We start from the raw sequence: 21317 nt of genomic DNA on the forward strand, positions 1-21317 counted from the left end.
AGGTAGGTCTCTGGATCTCGCGGACTCAATCCGCTTGCGGAGCAGGTTTGACCCCGAGAGGGGTTGCAGCAAGTAGCCGGTGGTCGCCTTCTTGAGGTTTTAGCGGCAGGGCGCGAGCCCTCCGGTTCTTCCTCTCTGCCACAACACCGGAGGGCTCGCGCCCTGCCGCTAAAAATGCTTCACAGCGTTGCCTGACGGGGGATCCTGCACCTGGCGATGACAACGGCTCGGGGTTCCTGACAACAGGGACCCCGGGCTTTTTTGGTGCCGTCGGATTGCTCTCGCAATGATCCGGGAGAATCCGCACAATGCGTGTGCTTCATTTCGATCCCCCGCTCGCCTCGGCTTCCAGCCGACCTCCAGCCGACCTCCAGCACCATGACAGCATCCACCCTCGCAGCAACGCGTTTGCCCTCGGTTTCAGAAATCACGCAATTGCAAATCGACACCGTGGCCGCTTGGCACCAGGGGCCGATCGAGAATCCCTATGACGGATTCAAGCAACTCGTTTGCACCCAGCACGAATACAACTATCGGCTTTGGCACCAGGAAGACATCGCCCGCAGCCCGACCGCCGACGATGTCAAAATCGCCGAGGTGAAACGGGCGATCGACAAACTGAATCAACAGCGAAACGACATGATCGAAAAGCTGGATGATGCGATCACCGAACTGCTGGACAGCTTGCATGTCCGCCCCGCCGCCGGCGCGCCGATCAACACCGAAACCGCCGGCAGCGCGATCGACCGTTTGTCGATCATGTCACTGCGGCTGTATCACTACCGCGAGCAACTCGATCGCGAAGATGCCGATGCGAACCACCGTGCCATGGTCGCCGCGCGAATCGATCTGTGCCAACAACAGCACACGGATCTTTCCCAGTCGCTGCAAGAGTTGTTGGTCGACATCTTCGACGCAAAGAAGCAACACAAGACGTATCGTCAAATGAAGATGTACAACGATCCGTCGCTCAACCCTGAAATCTACCAGTCTTAACGAGCGAACCTTGGCCGGTGGAGAGCAGAGCCGTCCGGTTTAAACCGTCGACGGGTCGACGGAGTGTTCGGCTTGCGTGTTGCCGGGCAGGATCACCGCGCCGTCGCGGAGCTTTCCGGTCGGCCGGGGTTTGTTGTTGGGCGCGCCGTTGACCCGCTGATTCGGTGGCACCACGACGCCGCAACTGACGACAAACTGGATCGCTTCGTCGACCGTCATGTCGATATCGATCGTTTCGCTGCGGCGGACCGTGACGGTGAAGCCCGTCATCGGCATCGGGCTGGTCGGCATCAGCACACTCATCATTTCTTCACCCGTCGCGTCGTGCAACTGGCGGACGCTGTTGCCGGTGACGAATCCCAATGACCAGATGCCCTTGCTGGGGTATTGAACCGCAACGACGTTGTTGAACTCGATTTCACGTTCGCTGAACGCAAAATCGGTGACTTGCTTCACGCTGCCGTAAACCTTGTTGACGAACGGAATACGCAGGATTGCTCCGTCGAAGCCGCGGAAAAACCAGCGACCGAGACGAAACGTGAACAGGCGTCCCATGAAATAGAGGACCGTCAAAAACACGATCAGGAAGACCGGGACGACGTACTTTCGCTGCATCCAGGTGATCTGGATATAGCGATGCCAGTAGGCGTTTGCCGAAACCAGGGGTTTGGCGTCGGTCCCGAACTTGTCCGCGTTCTCGTTGACCCTGTCGACGATTTCTTTGGGCAAGTAACGTCGCCCCGTCGGATCCGGGACGTATCTGCTGTAGCCCAGCAGCGTGTAGGTGCTAAATCCGCCGCCCGGTTCGGGCACCGCCCCGTCAGGAACCGTGCTCAGCGTGCCATCGAAGTATTCGGCGCCCCACACCAGTCCCTCCTGGACGATCCACTCGGTCGGACGCAGCACGTACGTTTCGATCGTTCTCCACGCCCAAATCAGGACCAGAATGGTCAACAGTGGCGGCAAAACGACCCCCAGGCCGCGAATCAAAATGTTTCGCACGCTCACCGTTCGAGAAGCATGAAGGTTATCGTCGTGATCGGTCACAGCTGGTGTGGTTGAATCAGGCAAAGCAATGAAAAAAGGTTGTGAGTAGAACTGTACGCTACTGGGGCAAGTCTGGATTGGAATTCCCGGGGCGGCCGTCGGACGCAGCGGCCCCTAACCCTCACAGTATGCATATTCGGCATGTTCGCAAGAATCATCGCATTGAAAAACCCGTCTTCCAGCCCGCAGCGCCTTCGCCAGGCTTTGGATTTGCCGAAACTTCGCGAACTGCAAGCATTAAGGCGCTTCGGACGGTCGATGGAATTCATTGTGGTCATTTCCCGATAACTCGACACTCGGTCATCCCGAGCAGGCGCGTGCAACGACCGCGACGGTCACGCGGCGCGCCCCTGCTTGTTTGAGCACCTTCGCGTTTTCCCCCGCGGTGGCGCCGGTTGTTATCACATCGTCGATCAACAGCACGTGTTTGCCCGTCAGCGACCGCCGTCGCCAGGGTCGCCAGGGTGACCGCGAGGCACAAAACGCGCCGTTCACGTTCGCAATTCGCTCCTTTTCACCCAGCCAGGCCTGTTTGTTGATCTTCCGTGTGGTCGCCAGCAGGTCTGCGTAGGCCACGTTCGGCCAGCCCTGGCCGAGGGCTCGGGTGACCGATCGGGCCAGCACCCGACTGCCGCCGGCCCCCCGCTGAATGCGACGCCACAGATGCGACGGGACGGGTGTGATCAAGTCCGGAATGTCTGTCCCGGCTTCGCCGGTGGCATCGGATTGCGGTTCGATGACCTCTCGAATGCGGCGGGCCAATCGTCGTGCTAGTGCGTCAGCGAGCGAAATCTGGCTGCCATACTTCGCCGCCACGACCGCGCTGCGTACCAGCCCGTCGTAACTCCACAAAGCGATACAGCCGTCAAACGCGTAGGTTTCCCGTTTGCATCGCGGGCAGCGGTCGAGCGGTGGCGGTTGTTGATCTGGGGCCGAGGCCGGGGCGAAAGGCTCCGACTCCCCGTGGTTTGCCCCCGCAGGGCCTGCCCCCGGGTGCCCGCAGCGCAGGCAGGCGGATCGCATCCGTGATTCGCTCGACTCGAGTTGTGAACGACAATCGGCACAAAAGTCTTTCGCGGGCGCGATGCAGGCGTCGCACAATCGACAGGTCGACGGCAGCACCAGTTCCAACGCTTGCCGTCCCAGTTGTCCCCCGAAACGGGCGCCCCGCTCGAAGAGCCGTGGCCGTCGGGCGGCGGGGGCGGCGTTTGGAGGGGAACTGTCTGCACCCATTCTCAGGCAAATTCTCAGGCAGAGCAAAAAATTGATTTATTTTCGCGCGAACCTTTCGTTGAGGGCTCGCTCTGTACGATCAACTACCACAGGTCGGTGAGTTTTCACTGGCTTTTGGGGTCGACGTGCGTTACCGTTAACGCAGGTCGGCAGACCCTCCACCAGCGGCATGTTAATGCATCCGCAGCAGTTCGTTCCCTGCGGGCGAAATGTTTGGTCGGTCCGCCGTTTGAATTTTTTTTCTTTGCTCCACGCCGCACCACGAACGGTGCCGGGAGGTTTGAAATGCGTCTCAATCAAATCATCGCAGCTGTCACACGTAGCCTGAATATCGCAGGTGTCCGTGAGATTTCGAGCGCCGATGTATTTGCACACGCACCAGACCTCCAGCTCTGTATGGCGTGTGTATCGCCCGGGATCGGGATGTATTCGGGACCACAACAATGGCTGATGCAAGATCAGCCCGGTTGTGGCCATCCGAGTCCTCCGACTTCCCACGCTTGGCTAGCCAGCGTTGTCCAGACGGCCGTCGGTAAACGGAAACGTTTACCACTCGCCGTCCGGCTACTGGGACTCGCCGAACGTGGCTCGGCCGCTCTGCGACAGAGAGGCTGAGGTTTGGAAGCCTGTCGAGGCAGGTCTCCCAATCCCACCGCGAATGCCAGGCCGATGGTCCTTGCCGAAACAGGCGTCAACGCGACGCAGGTTTCCCCCAGGCACCTTCGGAGATGTGTTTGACGGTTTTGACCTGAAGTCCACTGATTTCAAGTCATCTCCGGTTCTCGATCGACAAGGTTTTGGGCCTGTTTCGAGAATCAAGTGCATCGCTCCGATTCGGACATCGAGACGTTTGGCAGTCGCGACTGATACATCCAAGTCGATCGCGTGAACGCGGCCTGTTCCCACAGACCACTTCACAAGCTCGGCCTCGCCTTACCCCGACGATCAACCTGGCTTGATCACCCTGCCGCGTCCGCGGAGCGCTCCAGCACAGCGTGACGAAAGGACGCGGCGATCAAGCTGACACCCGAAGACGCTGATTTTCCCCGTGCGGAATCAAACCGCCACACCGGTCAGCTTTCGGAAGGAACCGAGCGATGAACATCAACACTGAAACCCTGTTTGATCTCCGAGAGCTGACGGTCGCTGAACTGGTCGTTCGCGCCCAAGGCGGCGATCGCGATGCCTTTGGCGAATTGTTTGACCGATACCGATCCGCGATCGTCGCCGGTGCAATGAGCCGGGTTCGCAACGCGGACGAAGCCGACGAGCTTGCCCAAGACGTCTTCATCCAGGCGATGCAAAAGATCGACCAACTGCGAGTGCCAGAAGCATTCGGCGGTTGGTTGCGACAGATCGTGCACCGAATGGCCATCAATCGCGTGACCCGCAATCGATCGGCCATCGCCTGCGATCCGGAAACCCTGGCAGCGACTTGCGTGACCGAAGACGCTCCCGACCAAGTGGCCGAGCATCGTGAGCAAGCCGAAGCGGTTCGAAACAGCATCGACCGTCTCGGCGCATTGGATCAAGAAACGTTGACCGCGTTCTACTTGAACGGTCAAACCCTGATCGAGATGAGCGACGCGTTCCAGGCCCCGATCGGAACGATCAAGCGACGATTGCACGTCGCGCGAAAGCGACTGGCCAAGGAGATGGACTTGCTGGGGGCGGCCGTTTGAGTCGCCCTCGGCTGGGCCAGACTGAGTTGGGCCGACGTCACCGACTCGTTGATGACGCGTGCGGATGGGGGGCCCGGCCTCGTTCGCACGCGTCTTTTTTCAGTCCAGTTCGCGTTGATTGAGCTCGTCGCGCAGTTTCGCCGCCAGCTCGTATTGCTCCTGTTCCACCGCGGCGGTCAGTTTTTCGCGCAGTGTTTGGCCGACTTCATATTCGCTGCGCAACGTTTCACGCAATTCGACCAGACGGACGACCAACTCGTCTTCTTCGAAGTGCTCGTCGGCCTCGTGTTTTTCAAAGAATTGACGGATCGTTTCCAGGCCGGCGTTGATGGCCATCACCGCGTCTTCGCCCGACTCTTCTTCTTCCAAAGCGCCCAGGGCGGCCGCTTGCGTGCGATGGAACAGCACGAACGGCCGATATTGCTCGTGCGATCGCGACCATTCCTCGTCGGGGCTGACCCGCTCGCTGACATCCATCAGCCGCAAGGTGTGATCGGCGTCCATCACGGCGCGGTTGTAGTACTGCAGCCGCAACCAGCAAATCCGGCGATGGTAGAACTGCATGAACTCCCGATCGACCTCCATGCACTGATCTTCGTCCAGCTCCATCTCGGGGTCTTCCAAGACCGCTTCCTGCAGGTATTCCAGATAGGTCGGATGCCCCTCGACCAAGGTGCCGTCGGGGCGGCCGGTCGTCTCAAGCTGCAGTACACCCATGTCCACTCGCATCTGGATCACATCGCGTCCATCATTTCCTTTCACCATGCGGACATTCAACGTGTGCGGGTTGAATTCCCATTCCTTGAGTAGATCGTCTAGGTGCATCGGTCGTTTCATCGGTCTCTTCTGAATCGGCAAGCTGTGCTTGCGGGCTGTCGGTTTAATCGATGTTCCGAAATCAACGCACTGACCAACGCACTGATCAACGCACTGACCAACGCACTGACCAACGCACTGACCAACGCACCGATCAACGCACCGATCAACGCAGCCCGCCGCTTGAGCGAGGGGCGTCGCGTGCCCCTCGCTGACGCATGCGGGCTTTAAACGACAGCCCGCTCGGATGGATCAGCCAGGCCCGCCCTACAAATGGAGTATAGCATCGGACTTGTCGCGGTCGAATGACCAGCCGTGTCAGGGCCAGCGCAGATAACTCTATCAGCGTCAGGGAGACAAGCCGACCAGGGCAGACGTCTCAATTCGCGACAAGCATTCCAGGATGAGTTATCAAAGCACGATCGAGATTTGCCAGCAATGACAATTTCGTCCCGTGGTGGTACAGAAAAGTTCAACTTTTTTCCGCGGATTTTCTAAAGTTCGGCGGAGTTTGGGATGGCTTGTCGCGTTTTAGATTAGTGATTGGCACACGGTTTGTACTCTGTTTTCGCTAACGAATCGTTTTAGACTCCATAGATCAAGGAAGTAAGCTCATGTTGGTTCTCAGTCGCAAAGTCGGTGAAAAGTTGATGGTCGGCGATGACATTGTTCTGACCATCAATCGGATCTCGGGAAACCGAGTCGCCATCGGCATCGAAGCGCCCCGTAATGTCCGAATCGTCCGAGGCGAGTTGCAAAAAAATCAAGTCGCCCCCTCGGGATCCACCCCAAACACTGCGTCGATGGGCGAAGCAGCGATCGCGGTCGCTAGCAAAGCTGAGGCGTGAGGGTGTCCGTCCCGATCGGGGCTTGCGGAGTCCGCACCCGCCGGGGTCATCGGCCCGGGTGGACGCTAAGTTTGCTGACCGTGATTCGGCCGTCGAAACAATGTCGGACGTCGCGATCTTGTTCTCGCGGCCTGGCGTGAAAATCCAGCTGGAATCGAACGCGTCCCCCCGGTTCGATCGTTCCCGTTCGATCGATCGGGCAACGATCGACTTCGCATTCGATGACCTCAGGTCGACGGTCTGCGTCTGGAGTCACGGCGGGCAGATTCACGTTCCATAGCGGTGGCGGGTCGCCATCGGCCGGGACGTCGATTGCCGCTCGAAGAAACTCACCGATCGTCGGCTCGAGCCAAGTCGCCGTATGGTCCCAGGTTCGCGGCACATCGGGCCGCCGATAGTGCGACGCCGCCAGCGCCGGAATCCCCAGCAGACTCGCTTCACGGGCTGCGGCGAAGGTGCCGCTGACCATCAGGTTCACTCCCAGATTCGCTCCGGCGTTGATCCCTGAAAAGACGATGTCCGGTTTGAAATCCATGGCGTAGTGGACAACGCGGATGCAGTCGACAGGGGTCCCGTTGACGCTGTGCCAATTCTCGCGAACCGTCGTGACCGTCAATGGATGTGTGGTCACGATACTGTGCCCGCATTCACTGCGACAGCGGTCAGGCGCCACGGCAACGATTTCGACGTCTTCGTTGGGTCGATGCACCTGGATCGCATGACGGACGCTGTCATACAGGGCATGAATTCCCGGCGCATCGATGCCGTCGTCGTTGGTCAGTAAAATCTTCAGCATTTCGTCGCGATGATGGCGTCCAGTTCCTGGCGCAGACGCGGCAGGATCTCGTCGTACCCGAATGCACCCAAGGCTTCGGTGCCGCGCTTCAGATTCACCTTGGCCGGGCCGCACCACAACCCGAGGTCGGCATCATCGGTTTCGCCAGGACCGTTCACGCGACAGCCCATCACCGCGATCGTGATGTCGTGATCTTTGGCGTACTCGGTCATTTCCTTGACGCTTTGTGCCAAATCGATAAAGGCCTCGTTCTCCACGCGGGAGCAGCTTGGACAACTGATAATGTTCAACGATTTTTCATTCAGCTTGACCACCGTTCGGACACGTCCGGCATAAATGTCTTCGATAATTTCACGCCCCGCCGCGATCTCTTCGGGCTTGCGATCGTTGGGAAGCGTCAGTGAGACTCGAACGGTGTCCCCGATGCCCTGGCCGATCAACTGTTCGAACGCGATCCGTGTCTTGATGATCCCTTCGGGCGGCATCCCGGCTTCGGTGACGCCCAGGTGCAACGGAATCTCGGGCCGCTGTCGGGCGAAACGTCGATTGCCTTCGATGACCTGCTGCGGATCGCTATCTTTGAGTGAGACGACGTAGCGGTGGAAGCCCAGCGAGTCGACGAAGTCACAGTGCTCCAAGGCGCTTTCGAGCATCGGCGTGATCGAGTCCGATGGATCGTACTTGGCCTTTTTGTCGGGGTCGACGCTGCCGCAATTCACCCCGATCCGGATCGCGCAGTCGTGTTGTTGGGCTTGCTTGATGATGAACCGCACCTTGTCTTGCCAGGGCTTGTCGCGCTGATGGTGATAAAGGTGTCCGGGGTTGTAGCGAATCTTGTCGACGTACGGCGCGACCTTTTCCGCCAGCCGAAAATTCTCTTGCAAGTCGACTGCCAGGTTGGCCGTGGTTTGCTTTCGAATCTCGGCCAGTGCGGCGGCATCTTTGTCGCTGTCGACCGCAATCCGGACCACGCCCGCACCCGCCTCCCGATAGGCTTCCGCCTGGGCAACGGTCGCATCGATGTCTTGGGTCTTGGTCGCCGTCATGCTCTGCACGGCGATCGGATGGCCGTCGCCGACGACGACATTGCCGATCGCGACCGCCCGAGTTTGATTTCGCTGAATTGCCATAGGGACTGATAGGGGGTGAAATGGGGGGGCGGGGCGTTCCGCCTGCGCCTTCCGAATGGCCCGCCGGCAGGAAACCGTCGTCGCTGGTGGGCAGCAACCGGCCTTCCTTTCGGTGATTCGGCCCTGGGATTGTACGCCCAGGGGTACTGAGACGGGAACCGGCCAGCAGTGCAATCCAGCACCAATCGCAATTGGCGAGACGCGTAACTCCAGTCGGTTGGTCCAGCCGCTGCGGCGAAGGGTCCCGCGATCGATAGGACCAATAGGACAGCTGGGCCCCATACGACCTATGAGTCCTGTTGGTCCCATTGCACGATCGTTGCCCCGGCGGGAAAGCATCAGGCAACCGCGGACGCCGAGGTTGCATCGACCGAAGCGAGTTCGGCTGGAGGTCATCGCTGAGGAAACGCTCACAGCGTCTTGATCTCGTGCGGCCCATCGTGTGATCCGCAGACGCATGACTCCCCCGTCACTCGCGTCGTGTGGTCCGAACGCGTTTTATCGGGATAGCAACGACTCGTACAACGCTTCGTAACGTTCGATCATCTGGCGGTTGGAGAAATCGATGTCGACGTGTTGCTGATTGGCCAAGCCGATCTGTCGTCGCAACTCGGGGGTGCGAAAAAAGGCGTCCCCCAGGCGTGTCATGGCGGGGCCGTCGCCGGGGGCGAACCCCTGAGATTGGCCGCGTTGGGTGGATGCGTCACCGAGCAGTTCGATGCTGCCTTCGACGCGGCTGCAGACCGTCACGCAACCGGCGGCCATCGCTTCGAGCACGATGTTGGGCATGCCCTCGTAATGGCTCGGCAGCAACAGCATCGTGGCGGCTTTCAGGAACGGCGCGACGTCGTTTTGCCAGGGCAGAATCTGGACGCGGTCTTCGCCGATCTCGGCTGCCCAATGCGACAACGGATCTCGCAGCGGGCCGTCGCCGATCAGCAACAGTCGCCGGTCGGTGGCGGCACCGAACAGCTCGTTGAATTGTTGTTGAATCAACTCGATTCCTTTCTGGGGATGCAGTCGGCCGATGAACACCGCGACCTGGCTTTCACTCGGCCAACCGATTTGGGACCAGTCCAGCGCCACGGCGTCTCGGTAGGTCGGCACGTCGACGCCGTTGGGGATCACGCAACACGATTGAGGGTTAGCGGACAGCTGCTCGATCGCGAAGGAACGAACCTGTTCGCTGACGCAGACGAGGTGACTCATGCGGCGGATCGCTTTCGATTCCAGCATCAAACGCACGCGTTTGGCTTCGGCGACGCGAAGCCCACCGACGACGTGTCGTACGCCGGCGCGGTGGGCTGCCAGGGTTCCCAAACAATTGGCGTGGAAGAGGAAGGTTTGGCAAACATCCGGTGGGTCCGCATTGATCCGGCGGGCCAGCCAACGCGTTGCCGAGATCATCCGGCTCCAATGATCAAAGCCACCGAATTCGACCGTCACGTTTTCCTCGGCCAGGCGGTCGACCAGCCGGTGTCGGTCAGCCGACGGCGTCGAGCCGATCGAGAGCACGCGGGCGCGGTGGCCTCGCCGTTGCATTCCGATGGCCAATTCGGTCAGCGCTTTCTCGGCTCCTCCGACGTTCAACTCGGTGATTAAAAAATCAACTCTCATGGGATGGGATACGCACTGGAATCGGTCTTGGTTTTTCCGTCAGATTGCATGTAAGGTCCCTGCAATCGTCTCAATCACCCGATGGAGCGAAACTTGATCGACTGGATCGTCAAATCAAACCCCATTCCATCGGATCGATGGGCGAAGTTGTTGGCAGTGCCTCACCATTCGATTCCGCTCGCAACCTCGGCGCGAGTAAGTAGCTATAAGGTAAAGAGATGATCACTCCGTCTAGCTGGTCTGTCACGCCAAGCTTAACGATTGAGTCCGTTCACGGGCTGAAAGAAACGTTGGTCGTGGGTCCCAGCGGCATTTGGCCATCGACATCATCGGCGGCTTCCCGCGACGGCTCGCGTGGCCAATCAGGAAACGTCGGCGATCCGGCAGGCGATCCTTCACGCTCCAACGGCCCCAGCGATCTTCAGGGCCCCGGACGAGACAGCTGAATCTCGCCAAGTGGCTGTTGATGACTCCCCCTGCGGGTGACTTTGCGTCGTTCATCCTCGACGGCGTGTTTGCTCGCCCAAAGTCTTTTCTGATCGCTCGGGCGTTCCGCTCCGGCAATTCGGCCTCTGCTTTGTAACGGCAACGTAATAAATGGTGCGAATTGTCCTCGCAGCGGCGTGGCACGATCGATGCTAAACCGTTAAGCTACCACGGGTTTGGGGTTTCCCAGCGGAGAGGTCTCCGATTTGACGGCTTGGCAAAATTTGCCATGCTTTCCGCTACAGACCAGCCGAAAACATCGGGTGGGGCGGTGCGTTCGAAGCGATCCGGTGTCGCTGCTGGCCGGCCAACCATACCACCTGGCGTTCGTCGCCCGAGAGCAATTGTTGATGAGCACTGCTACGCCGCACCAGCAAGATTCAAAAGACAAGTCCGATTCGGAGCACAAACGGTCGCGTGTGCCACATGCGGCCAAGCTTTATCACAATCTTGTTCCCGCCTACCAAGCATTTTGGCCGGCCGTCGCGGGCAAGAATATCCGTGCCGAAGTCGGCGCGATGCAGTTGGCTAAAGATGCCAAGGTTCTGGAGGTCGGGGTCGGCACCGGGCTCTCGTTGGCCAGCTATCCCAAACACATTCGATTGACGGGCATTGATCTGTCCGAATCGATGTTGGCCGAAGCCCAGACGCTGATCGACAGAAAGGGTTGGGACCACATCTCGGTTCAACCGATGAATGCTGAAGAATTGCAGTTTGAAGACGATCAATTTGACGTGGTGACTTCGTTTCACACCGTCAGTGTCGTGTCCAATCCCGCCCAGATGATGCGTGAGCTGGTCCGCGTTTGTCGCCCCGGCGGGCAGATTCTGATCATCAATCACTTTCGCAGCGATAATCCCATCATCGCCCGCGTGGTCGATTCGGCCGGCAACGTCACCAAACGACTCGGCTGGCGAACCGATTTGGAACTGGAAGAGGTGTTGCGTGAGTTGCCCATCCGCATCGACCAACGCTACAAGCCCAACCCGTTTTCATTCTTCACCATCATGAAAGCGACGGCGAAACCGGATCGGGTTTAGTGGGGTAGGGCATGCTGTGCATGCCGCTGTCTACCGCTGTCACGCACAGCGTGACCTACCGCTGTCACGCACAGCGTGACCTACCGCTGTCACGCACAGCGTGACCTACCGCTGTCACGCACAGCGTGACCTACCGCTGTCACGCACAGCGTGACCTACCGCTGTCACGCACAGCGTGACCTACCGCTGCCGTTTCAGATGCGCGGCGTAGACCTTGGCGATGTCGCCCATGTAGTTTCGGGGCGCGTCGGTTGCGGCGCGATTGAGGTGTGGTTTGGCCGTCGTGTCGTCGCCCAGGGCGTCTGCGTAGAGCCCCAGGTAGAAATGCCCGTAGAACTTGGCCGACTTTTCCGCCGTCGTGCCGGGCGTGAAGGAGTCCATGCGTTGTTTGACCGGTTCGGGGTCACCGGTGCGAAGCATCTCGAGGACCTCGGCCATCGGAGCCCTGGAATCGTTCGGTGCGGGCAACAGCAGTTGCTTGGCCTTTTCGGGGGATTCGTTTTTGGCGATGCACAGAAAATGCCACGCCGCGTTTTCGACGTCGTTCGGATTCACCTGGCGGTGGATTTCAAACAGCTCGGCGCCTTCTTTGAATTTGCCGTCGAAGTAAAACGCGATCCCCAGTTGCCACAGGTAGGGACGATCGTCGGGGCGTTTGGCCAAGTAGCGTTCGAACATCTCGATCGCCCGTCTCGGTTCACCGCAGCGAAGCAACGTGTCACCGGCGACGCGTCGAAACTCGTCGCTCGCCGGTGCCTTGGCGAGTTTGTTCGCCGCCTTCAACGCCGCAGGGTAGTCTTGTCGCTCGAGCGCCTGACGCGCTTCGTCGGCCCACTGCAAGTTGTCTTCGATCGATTGGGCTGCCTGGTTCGATTGACCTGCGCAGAAGGACGCCATGCAGAGCGAAACGCAGGCCAAGGTGGCGATTCGACGTGGAGTCATGGTTATTCCGCGGTCTACTTGATGATTCCGGGGGGGCTACTTGGCGACCACTTCGAGTAGTTCGATGGCGGGTTCGCCGTCGCAGTAGATCAGCGCGGTTCGTCCGTAGACGGTTTCACCTTCTGCGACGTCGAGTAAGCCTGCCAGGGCCGGTCCGGCTTGGATTTCCCACAACTCGCACAGTTGGACTTCACGCAGCACGTTGTGCTCGATCAAGACCCGTCCCAGCGGTGTCTGTCGTGCTTCGATGCGTTCCCAGACTTTCGGGTCGAGTGCGGCGACGTTTAGCCGAACGATTCCATACTGAACCACCTTGCCGGTCAGGTGAGTCTTGAGCGTGATTTCGCGGACGTACCAGTCTCCATGGTCGTCGGCGTGGCGGTGGTGCCGATGGACAACGACGTCGACCTTTTCGCCATGGTGTGATTCGACGGTCACGGTCATGTGCGAATGGTGATTGACCAGTTCGTCGTAGGGCGACGGCAACCGCAGCGTCGAGTTGCATCGCCCCCACTGGGAAAACCCTGTTTCCGGTTCGTAGAACTCTGCCAATAGCGTTTCGATTTTTACGTCGGCATCGTCTTTGGATAGCCCTACAACCATTTTTCCGCTCGGGGAACTCTTGAGTGTTGAAAGTGGTGATTCATGAAGCCATCGATTCAAACCGCAGATGCGGCGACGCCCAATGCAACCACGTTGGGCGTCTTGATTTCGGGGCGTTCGAGCACGGTGTCGACCAGGAAGTACAGCAGCCGCCGCAAGGCATCCGGTTCCAATGTATCGGCGACCTGTTCGGCACGTTGCTGATGTTTGTCGACCAGGCGAAATGCGGTTTCAAACACGCCCGCTTTTTCGTACAGCCGACGCACGGCGGTCAATCGCTCGCCGTCGCTCCGTTGACAATCGGCGTGTGCGAGTTCCAGCAACTCATTTCGGTCGTTTTCACCCAGCGATTCCAGAGCCAGGGCCCATAGCAAGGTCGGTCTACCGCCGAAGATGTCACCGCCGGCGGAGAGTTTGTTGTCGTCGTCGCCGGCGAAGTCGCCGAGGTCGTTGAGGATTTGGAAGGCGACGCCGAGGTTGCGGCTGAACGTTCGGATCGCTTCGCGGTATTGATCCGCTTTCCCTTCGCTGTCATCGCCACAACCCAGTCGAACGCCGCTGAACAGCGCGGCCTCGAACGCCGGCGAGGTCTTCAACGAATAGATTTTCAACGCATCCAGCGGCGTCAATCGGCGATCGGTACCGTCACGCCAGAGCAGTTCAGCGCCTTGGCCTTCGCCGAGTCGCATGTGGGCTGCGGCGAGGCAATCCATCACATCGATTTGGGCCATCGCATCGATGGGGTTCTTGGCGTTGGTGTCGCACATCGCAGCCCGGTCGCTGAGTAGGCGATATCCCATGCCGACCAGGAAGTCGCCGACGTTGATCGCGGTGGGCACTCCGAACACCTTGTGCAGGGAGGGCTGTCCGTAGCGATAGGCGTCGTCGTCTTCGATGTCGTCGTGGACCAGGCTCGCTTTGTGAAAGGTCTCGATACTGAGCGCGGCTCGGCGGACGGCGTTGGGCAGTTGGGAGATTGCTCGGGCCGCGTCGCTGCCGGTGCAATCGCCGCCCGTCATCGCATCGTAGGCTGCCAGTGTGATGAACGGCCGTGAATGCTTGCCGCCACGAGCCAGGAAATCATAGGCGATGTGTTCGGTGACTTCGATCGCATCCATCGCCGCAACACTTTCGGCACTCAGATCGCCCGTCCCGAAGGGTGTTTTGCCGCGCAGTCGCGGTGCGATCTCGTCGAGCATTTCGGGCGCGAATAAATCGCCCGCGGCCCGCATCAGGTGGACGTAGCTGCGCGTCTCTTGTTTGGCCGGCGTGTAAGGCGTGCGAATCATTTGATCGACCCACGCTTCATCAACTTTGGTGTTGCGGCAATCGCTGCTCAACAACGGGACGGCCATGCAGGGGATTCCCGCCAGCAAGACCTTGTCGATCGCTTTTTCCAAGACGTTCAAGCAGGCCACGCCGACCACCGCGTCGACGTATCCGCCGACGATAATCTTCATCACCACCGGTGACCCCTCGGCGACCAACACGCGGTAACCCATTTCTTCGGCCAGCCCGCGGAAATCGGCGATGCTGCAGGCCCCGCACTCTTTGCAGTTCATGCCGAACTCGTCGTATTCCGCCGGGCAGCCCTCGGCATGCTTCAGGCAATGGGGCAGCAGAAACAATCGTCGTTCCGGCGGCACCCCTTCCAGGGCATGACGCCAAAACGAGGTGCTGATCATCACCATCACCCAGCCGACCAGGGATTCGGGTAAATCCGCTTCTTCGAGCGTCCGCCGGGCCACTTGTTCCAATTCATCTTTGGTCATTGGAACGCTGCGGTCCAACCGGTCGGCGACCTCCTCGCATCGGGCGCGCAGACTCTCACGCAACTCAAGCGTTTCGGGGACCTCTTTCAGATGACTCGTCTTCCGTCGCTTGCTGCGTGAGACGGTCCCGGCGTCCGGTGACGCAGGGTCCGATGGGGATTGGGTGACGGTTTGGCTGGTAGGGGTATCGGTGGGGCTGAATCCGGTCGACAAACCGATTACCTCGGGCAAGAAATGGTGCGGAAATCTAAGGTGGGTTCACTGTAGCCTGAGACCGGAAAACCGGTCGTCATCGAGGCCAATTCGGGTCGTGTTCTTCATTGAACGCACGGAGAAATTTTCCCAGTGCGGCGGTAGTGAAAATCAGCGGATACAAGCGTTCATGATACCAGAGCTTGGCAAAGTAAAATCCAATCGGCCAAGCCACTTGATGTCGCCGATCCTCAACGCTTTGCATCAAGAATTCGACCCCGCGTAGTATAGCCGCCAGCACAGCATCGTTCACAGCGGCGGAGCAGACTGTGGCAGAACATTCTGGTCGTTGTTCTGTTAACCCGGCATTTGTCCGATCGGATCGCGGATTCGACGGCGTGGGGCCGGATTGCGGCATTCCGGATTGCGGCGAAGCGGACTCGGTTTGATCGCGAGTTCGTAGAATGAGCGTCGCCAGCGCCTCGACCGCCAACGCCGTTTCTTCCACGCTGCTGTGCAAATCGTCGGGGATTTCCGGTGCAATCGAGGCGTACTCGGGATCGGAGTCGATCAGTCCGCGGATTTTTTCCGCTACCGACGGCCCCCCGCCCCAGCCGCCGTCCGGGTTTTGGGCGTTGAGGAGATAGTCGCATGCCGCCGCTTCCGGGCGGGAACCGATTCCGCCTGCGATCAAGACCTTCGCCGTTCCATAGATCGGGTTGGATTCGTCGTCGCGGTCTTGGTTGCCGAACCAGAGCGGCATCCAGGAGCCGTCGGGTTGCTGCTGACGCTTTAGGAATCGAATGGCCCTGCGCTCCGGACGCTGGAAATCCGCCCGGCTCGGTCCCGCCCCCCGGGATTGTGTCGGCCGACAGGGGATCAATTTCAAGGCCCGCAAGGCGTGTGCGGTCAGATCGGTGCTGCTGCGATCGAAGGGCAGTTTTCCCCAGCCACGGCAGAACGTTGGCCAACCGCCGTTTCGGTTTTGCAGCCGCAGCAGCCAACAGCCGCCGCGGATCATTGCATCGTGCATTTGGTGTCGTCGGCGTTCATCCGCATGGGGCTGCATCAGTCCCAGCGCCAAGATGGCCGCCGGCGTGTCATCGCTGTCCGGAACCGCTCCGGTCAAATCCGTCCATCCCCAGCCCCCCGGTTCGGCACCGGTAAATGGATGTCGCGTCAAATGCTGACAACCCAGGTGCCAATCGACCAGCCGCTCGCTGTACCAGCGGCCATCGTCTTCCGGATCGCAGGAGAGCGCGTGAATCGACAGCGACGTCGCCCAAGTCGCCAGGTTGGTGTCGATCGGCCAGCATCCGCCGTCGAGCATCGATTCTTTTAAAAAACGCAGCCCGTTGCGGACCACCGGCAAGTCGCATCGTCCCGTCGCAGCCAGGCTCATCACGACAAACGCTGTCAGCGGAGTCGCTTCGAGATAGCCTCCGCTGGCGGGTTGCATTTTCTCCAGCACCGACAGGGTGCGTTGAACGCTCAGGGACCGAATCAGGCGAATCGGTGCGAACGCCCGGCGGCCGAGAAAGTGACGGGCTTGGCCGATCGCGACCAATGCGGGAATCGCGTAACTGACCACCGGCATCTGCAGAAAGCGATACATCGATTGCGGAAACACGGCCGCTTCGAACGGCAGGGCTGCGACGTCGTCCCAGGAAATCAGCCCGGCGATGGCCATGTTGTTCATGATCGGCACCACGAACGTTTTGTCCGTGCCGTACCGCCGGCGAAGTCCTTCCAGTCCTCCCGAGCGGTCGATGTATTGCTGCAGTTTGTCGATCGCGGTCGACGGCAGCGGTCGCTGGCCGACTGTTTCCGCCAACGTCGAGGCCGACAGCACCAAGTAGCTGGTCGCGATGTTGGAGTGGCTGCGGTCGGTGTCGCCGAATCCGCCATCGTCGTTTTGTTGACCTCTCAGGTACTCCATCCCCTGCCCGATCAATGATCGCAGCGACTCGTGCTGCCGTGGGTGCAATGAATCGCTGTGTCGGGGCTCGCTGTGTTGGGGCTCGCCGTGTTGCAGGACCGCCGCCATTGCACTGACGGCCGTCGCGGTGCTCAGGGCACTGGCCGCCAGTCGGCCGGTCCAGTGCCCGGCATCGTTTTGAGCCTGCAGCAATTCGCGGCGAACCCGGTCAAGTGTTTGTCGGCATTTCTGACGCGTCGCATCGATGGCGGTGGGGGATGGAAACAGCGTAGTCAAATCGATTTGGGCTCAAAAAGTGGCAGGGGGCAGGCGTAGGATCCAGCGACGGCGGCAGACGTGCGGGGGCCTCCGTCTGGCGACACGACCGCGGCGCGAAAGCAAGCATGAGCGTTCCGCCGATTCCTGTCCCCCCGGTTCAGTATATCCGTCCAGCCACCGCATCGTCGGCGACCATTGATCGGTTATTTCTTAACTGGTACGCTCGGTTCCAGCAGGCAAGGATTTGTACGCACGCGAAACCCGACCGACCAGACCGACCCCACCCCAGCAAACACGTGATCGCTCCCAATCTCGCCTCCGAATTACCCGACGAACAGCGAATCGTCATCACCGGAATCGGTTTGACCGCTCCCAACGGAAATGATTGGGATACCTTTCGGGAAGCGTTGCTGGAAAAGCGCAGCGGCGTCAAACCTTACGAAATCCGGTACTTCGGCAAGACACTGGCGGGGATCTGTGATTTCGAAACGACCCGCTACCAAACCAAGAAAGATCTCCGCCGCGGGACACGCGCCGGCAGCGTCGGCGTCTATGCCGCCAACGAGGCGATCAAGCATGCCGGAATCGACTGGGAAAATACCGATAAGTCTCGGGTCGGCATTTACGTCGGCGTGACCGAGCACGGGAACGTGGAAACCGAGAACGAGATCTACGTGATCAAGGGGTTCGACTATGACACCAGTTGTTGGTCGCACCATCACAATCCCCGAACGGTTGCCAACAACCCGGCCGGCGAGATCGCGTTGAATTTAAAAGTCACCGGTCCGCACTACACGATCGGGGCGGCGTGCGCGGCCGGAAACGCGGGGATCATTCAAGGTGCCCAGATGTTGCGGCTGGGCGAATGTGATTTGGCGATCGCCGGGGGCACCAGCGAGAGCATTCACACGTTCGGGATTTTCGCCAGTTTCAACAGCCAGAATGCGTTGGCCAGCCACGAAGACCCCGCCAAAGCGTCGCGTCCGTTTGATGTCGACCGCAGCGGCATCGTGGTGGCCGAGGGCGGCTGTCTGTACACGCTTGAACGGCTCAGCGATGCGAAAAAACGCGGTGCGGAGATTTACGGCGAATTGGTCGGCTATGCGATGAACACCGACGCGACCGATTTCGTCTTGCCCAACCCGGAACGACAGGCCCAGTGCGTCCAGATGGCGCTCGATCGGGCCGGATTGCAGCCCGATCAGATCGACATCGTCAGCACGCACGCGACCGGGACCTCCAGCGGCGACACCCAAGAATGCGCCGCTCTGCGGTCAGTCTTCGGCGACTGTGAGAACGTCCGGATCAACAATACCAAGAGCTACATCGGCCATGCGATGGGCGCCGCCGGCGCGCTGGAATTGGCCGGCAATTTAGCCTCGTTCCGCGATTCCGCCGTCCACCCCACGATCAATGTCGATACGCTCGACGAAGACTGCCGGCTGCCGGGGCTGGTGCTCAACGAAGTCCAGGAAACCCGCAAGGTCGACTACATCCTGAACAATTCGTTCGGAATGCTCGGCATCAACTCGGTCGTCATCATCTGCCGGGTTTAATGGGGGGATCGGGTGCGGCGAGACACCAACGGTTGCTGAATCCCGCCAACTCGTTTCCAGGCTTCGCCTTGGAACGCGAGGTGGGTGTGGCTCTCGCCGCACGCGGTTCACGCTCGGGAGGCGGGAGCGTCCGTGGCATTGTGTCCCGTAGGGCGGAGCCTGGGAACATCTGGCTATATTTTTGTTAGCGGTAGGGCGCGAGCCCTCCGGTCTTTCACGGTGTTTTTGAAGCGCGACCGGACGGCTCGCGCCGTTCCGCTATCACCTTCAGAGCCAAAGTAGATCGCATTGCCCGCCAGCCCTCCGGTCCGGGCAGAGCGAAAATCAAACAGCGACAAAAAACCTGGGTTTCGGGCACTTCGAAATTTGATTCCCAGGCTGTAAGATGGCCGATCCGGTCAGTTTCTGTTCCGCCCCGTTTCATACCAAATCCCTGATAGCAATGACGCCTGCTGAAATCCGAGACGAAATCCTGGACATTCTCGAAGACATTTCGCCGGACGAAGACCTGGACGATCTGAAAGACGAGGTTGCGTTCCGGGAGCAGCTGGAACTCGATAGCATGGACTTTTTGGACATCGTGATGGAACTGCGAAAGCGGCACCGTGTCCAGATTCCTGAGGAGGAGTACGGGGAGCTTGCCAGTATGGCCTCCACGGTGGCCTATCTTGAACCGAAGATGCGTGACATCGTCAAGACCTGATCCTGCGGTCCGTCGACTCGAGACGCGTCGAATTATCTGTGACCGACCCAAACGCAGCCAAGAACAGCATCGACCACTACGACACGATCATTATCGGTGCCGGGATGAGTGGTTTGGCGGCCGGAATCCGTCTGGCGCACTATGATCAGCGTGTTTGTATTCTTGAGCGTCACTACACGATTGGCGGTCTGAATTCGTTCTATCGGATGGGCGGGCGTGACTATGACGTCGGTCTGCATGCGATGACCAACTTTGCCAAACGCGGGACCAAGAAAGGTCCGCTGGCAAAGCTGATTCGTCAGTTGCGGTTCCGCTGGGACGACTTCAAACTTGCCGAGCAAATCGGTTCTTCGATCCGGTTTCCCGGCGTTTCGCTGGATTTCAGCAACGAGATCGGGTTGCTGGAAAACGAGATCGCCGAGCGGTTCCCCGGTCAGGTCGATGGCTTCCGTTCGTTGTGTGATTCGCTGTTGGATTATTCCGACATGGATGGAGCCGATGAGCGTTTCATGCGTTCGGCGCGCGAGGTCATGGCCGAGCACATCAGCGAGCCGTTGTTGATCGAAATGTTGCTCTGTCCGCTGATGTGGTACGGCAACGCCCGGGAAAACGACATGGACTTCGGTCAATTCTGCATCATGTTTCGGGCCTGTTATCTGGAAGGGTTCGGGCGTCCGTTCAAGGGCGTGCGGGTGATCCTGAAGAACCTGGTCCGCAAGTTCCGTGGGCTCGGCGGTGAGTTGAAGCTTCGCAGCGGCGTGTCGAAGATTCACGTCGAAGGCGGGCGTGCGGTCGGAGTTGTCTTGGATGACGGAACGGAATTGACGGCGACACGCATTCTCTCGTCAGCCGGCAATGTCGAAACGATGCGGATGTGCGACGACATCACCGAAGTCGACGTCGCCCGCGCAGGAAAGCTGTCGTTTATCGAATCGATTTCGATCCTGGATCGAATGCCCCAATCGTTCGGGTTCGATCGCACCATTGTTTTCTACAACGACAGTGACGCGTTTCATTGGAAACGCCCGGACGACGAACTCTGCGACGCGCGGACCGGCGTGATCTGTTCGCCGAACAATTACATCTACGAAGACGACGAGGGTGATCTGCCCGACGGCGTATTGCGGATCACGACGCTCGCCAATCACGATCGGTGGTGCGAGTTGCCTGAGGCGAAGTACCAAGCCGAGAAGGTGCGGCAGTACGATTTGGCGGTCGCGTCGTCGGTGCGTTTCATGCCCGACTTTCGCCAGTACGTGGTCGACACCGATGTGTTTACACCCAAGACCATCCGTCGATTCACCTGGCATGACAACGGTGCCGTCTACGGGGCGCCGACCAAGCAGCTCGATGGCACCACGCACTTGCCGAACGTTTTCTTGTGTGGCACCGACCAGGGGTTCGTCGGCATTGTCGGGGCGATCGTCAGCGGCATCAGTATGGCCAATCGGCACTGCTTGCAGCCGTAGCGCTGAATCTTCGTGTTGCGTCGGTCGGGCGGAACAACCGTTGGTGTTTAGCCTTGAGGCGATTTCCGGTCGCTGCTTCGCAGCGACAGTGGGCGGCTAAAGCCCAATACCGCTAAGTTAAGCGTGGTTTTGCCCAGGTCGGGGCCCGTAGGCTCGCGCCAAACGGCTGATAATCGATTGATATCAGCCGGT

The 21317-nt window shown here is 59.6% G+C and carries 17 protein-coding genes; 7 read left to right on the plus strand and 10 right to left on the minus strand.

Annotation, left to right across the window (positions count from 1 at the left end; all coding sequences use genetic code 11):
* The first annotated feature begins 378 nt into the window (after positions 1-378).
* A complete protein-coding gene (locus tag NZK35_RS27225; RefSeq protein WP_259635678.1) occupies positions 379-996 on the plus strand; it encodes a DUF4254 domain-containing protein in 618 nt (205 codons plus the stop codon).
* Positions 997-1035: 39 nt separating this feature from the next.
* Here the strand turns inward: NZK35_RS27225 and NZK35_RS27230 are convergent, their stop codons facing one another.
* Positions 1036-1998, minus strand: a complete 963-nt coding sequence (locus tag NZK35_RS27230; RefSeq protein ID WP_259635679.1) for a DUF502 domain-containing protein — start codon at positions 1996-1998, stop codon at positions 1036-1038.
* Positions 1999-2343: 345 nt separating this feature from the next.
* Positions 2344-3276: a ComF family protein gene (locus NZK35_RS27235; RefSeq protein WP_259635680.1), complete on the minus strand. Its 933-nt coding sequence runs from the start codon at positions 3274-3276 to the stop codon at positions 2344-2346.
* Between the two features lie 1097 nt (positions 3277-4373).
* Between NZK35_RS27235 and NZK35_RS27240 the strand changes: the two genes are divergently transcribed.
* Positions 4374-4958, plus strand: a complete 585-nt coding sequence (locus tag NZK35_RS27240) for an RNA polymerase sigma factor (RefSeq protein ID WP_259635681.1) — start codon at positions 4374-4376, stop codon at positions 4956-4958.
* A gap of 99 nt (positions 4959-5057) precedes the next feature.
* On the opposite strand, the gene NZK35_RS27245 is transcribed toward NZK35_RS27240, so the two are convergent.
* Complete coding sequence (locus tag NZK35_RS27245) at positions 5058-5795, minus strand: UvrB/UvrC motif-containing protein (RefSeq protein WP_259635682.1); 738 nt, start codon at positions 5793-5795, stop codon at positions 5058-5060.
* A 593-nt stretch (positions 5796-6388) separates the two neighbouring features.
* Here NZK35_RS27245 and NZK35_RS27250 point away from each other — a divergent pair.
* Positions 6389-6622: a carbon storage regulator gene (locus tag NZK35_RS27250; protein WP_259635683.1), complete on the plus strand. Its 234-nt coding sequence runs from the start codon at positions 6389-6391 to the stop codon at positions 6620-6622.
* A 46-nt stretch (positions 6623-6668) separates the two neighbouring features.
* Here the strand turns inward: NZK35_RS27250 and surE are convergent, their stop codons facing one another.
* The 3 genes from surE to NZK35_RS27265 all read right to left on the minus strand — a co-directional run bounded on the left by surE (position 6669) and on the right by NZK35_RS27265 (position 10165).
* On the minus strand, positions 6669-7418 hold the full coding sequence (gene surE, locus NZK35_RS27255) for a 5'/3'-nucleotidase SurE (RefSeq protein WP_259635684.1): 750 nt from the start codon (positions 7416-7418) through the stop codon (positions 6669-6671).
* Positions 7412-8548, minus strand: coding sequence for a (E)-4-hydroxy-3-methylbut-2-enyl-diphosphate synthase (gene ispG / locus NZK35_RS27260; RefSeq protein WP_259635685.1), 1137 nt, complete (start codon positions 8546-8548; stop codon positions 7412-7414). The genes surE and ispG overlap by 7 nt, the downstream gene beginning before the upstream one ends.
* 498 nt (positions 8549-9046) lie before the next feature.
* On the minus strand, positions 9047-10165 hold the full coding sequence (locus NZK35_RS27265) for a glycosyltransferase (protein WP_259635686.1): 1119 nt from the start codon (positions 10163-10165) through the stop codon (positions 9047-9049).
* Between the two features lie 836 nt (positions 10166-11001).
* On the opposite strand from NZK35_RS27265, the gene NZK35_RS27270 reads away from it, so the two are divergent.
* Positions 11002-11691, plus strand: coding sequence for a class I SAM-dependent methyltransferase (locus tag NZK35_RS27270; protein ID WP_259635687.1), 690 nt, complete (start codon positions 11002-11004; stop codon positions 11689-11691).
* A gap of 180 nt (positions 11692-11871) precedes the next feature.
* On the opposite strand, the gene NZK35_RS27275 is transcribed toward NZK35_RS27270, so the two are convergent.
* The 4 genes from NZK35_RS27275 to NZK35_RS27290 are packed head-to-tail and all read right to left on the minus strand — an operon-like array spanning position 11872 to position 17415.
* Positions 11872-12633 carry a tetratricopeptide repeat protein gene (locus tag NZK35_RS27275; RefSeq protein ID WP_259635688.1) on the minus strand — a complete coding sequence of 254 codons (762 nt, stop codon included), beginning with the start codon at positions 12631-12633 and terminating at the stop codon, positions 11872-11874.
* Between the two features lie 36 nt (positions 12634-12669).
* On the minus strand, positions 12670-13236 hold the full coding sequence (locus NZK35_RS27280; RefSeq protein WP_259635689.1) for a hypothetical protein: 567 nt from the start codon (positions 13234-13236) through the stop codon (positions 12670-12672).
* A gap of 56 nt (positions 13237-13292) precedes the next feature.
* Positions 13293-15239, minus strand: a complete 1947-nt coding sequence (locus NZK35_RS27285) for a polyprenyl synthetase family protein (RefSeq protein ID WP_407699840.1) — start codon at positions 15237-15239, stop codon at positions 13293-13295.
* Between the two features lie 58 nt (positions 15240-15297).
* Complete coding sequence (locus tag NZK35_RS27290) at positions 15298-17415, minus strand: prenyltransferase/squalene oxidase repeat-containing protein (RefSeq protein WP_259635690.1); 2118 nt, start codon at positions 17413-17415, stop codon at positions 15298-15300.
* Between the two features lie 278 nt (positions 17416-17693).
* Here NZK35_RS27290 and NZK35_RS27295 point away from each other — a divergent pair, with 278 nt between their 5' ends.
* The 3 genes from NZK35_RS27295 (at position 17694) to NZK35_RS27305 (ending at position 21125) form a co-directional block, all read left to right on the plus strand.
* Complete coding sequence (locus tag NZK35_RS27295) at positions 17694-18953, plus strand: beta-ketoacyl-[acyl-carrier-protein] synthase family protein (protein ID WP_259635691.1); 1260 nt, start codon at positions 17694-17696, stop codon at positions 18951-18953.
* A 442-nt stretch (positions 18954-19395) separates the two neighbouring features.
* On the plus strand, positions 19396-19656 hold the full coding sequence (locus NZK35_RS27300; RefSeq protein ID WP_095741252.1) for an acyl carrier protein: 261 nt from the start codon (positions 19396-19398) through the stop codon (positions 19654-19656).
* A gap of 38 nt (positions 19657-19694) precedes the next feature.
* Positions 19695-21125 (plus strand): phytoene desaturase family protein, encoded by a 1431-nt coding sequence (locus tag NZK35_RS27305; protein ID WP_259635692.1) that lies wholly within the window; start codon positions 19695-19697, stop codon positions 21123-21125.
* Positions 21126-21317 lie beyond the last annotated feature (192 nt).

The sequence above is a fragment of the Stieleria sedimenti genome (assembly GCF_025060895.1).
Classification (GTDB): Bacteria; Planctomycetota; Planctomycetia; order Pirellulales; family Pirellulaceae; genus Stieleria; species Stieleria sedimenti.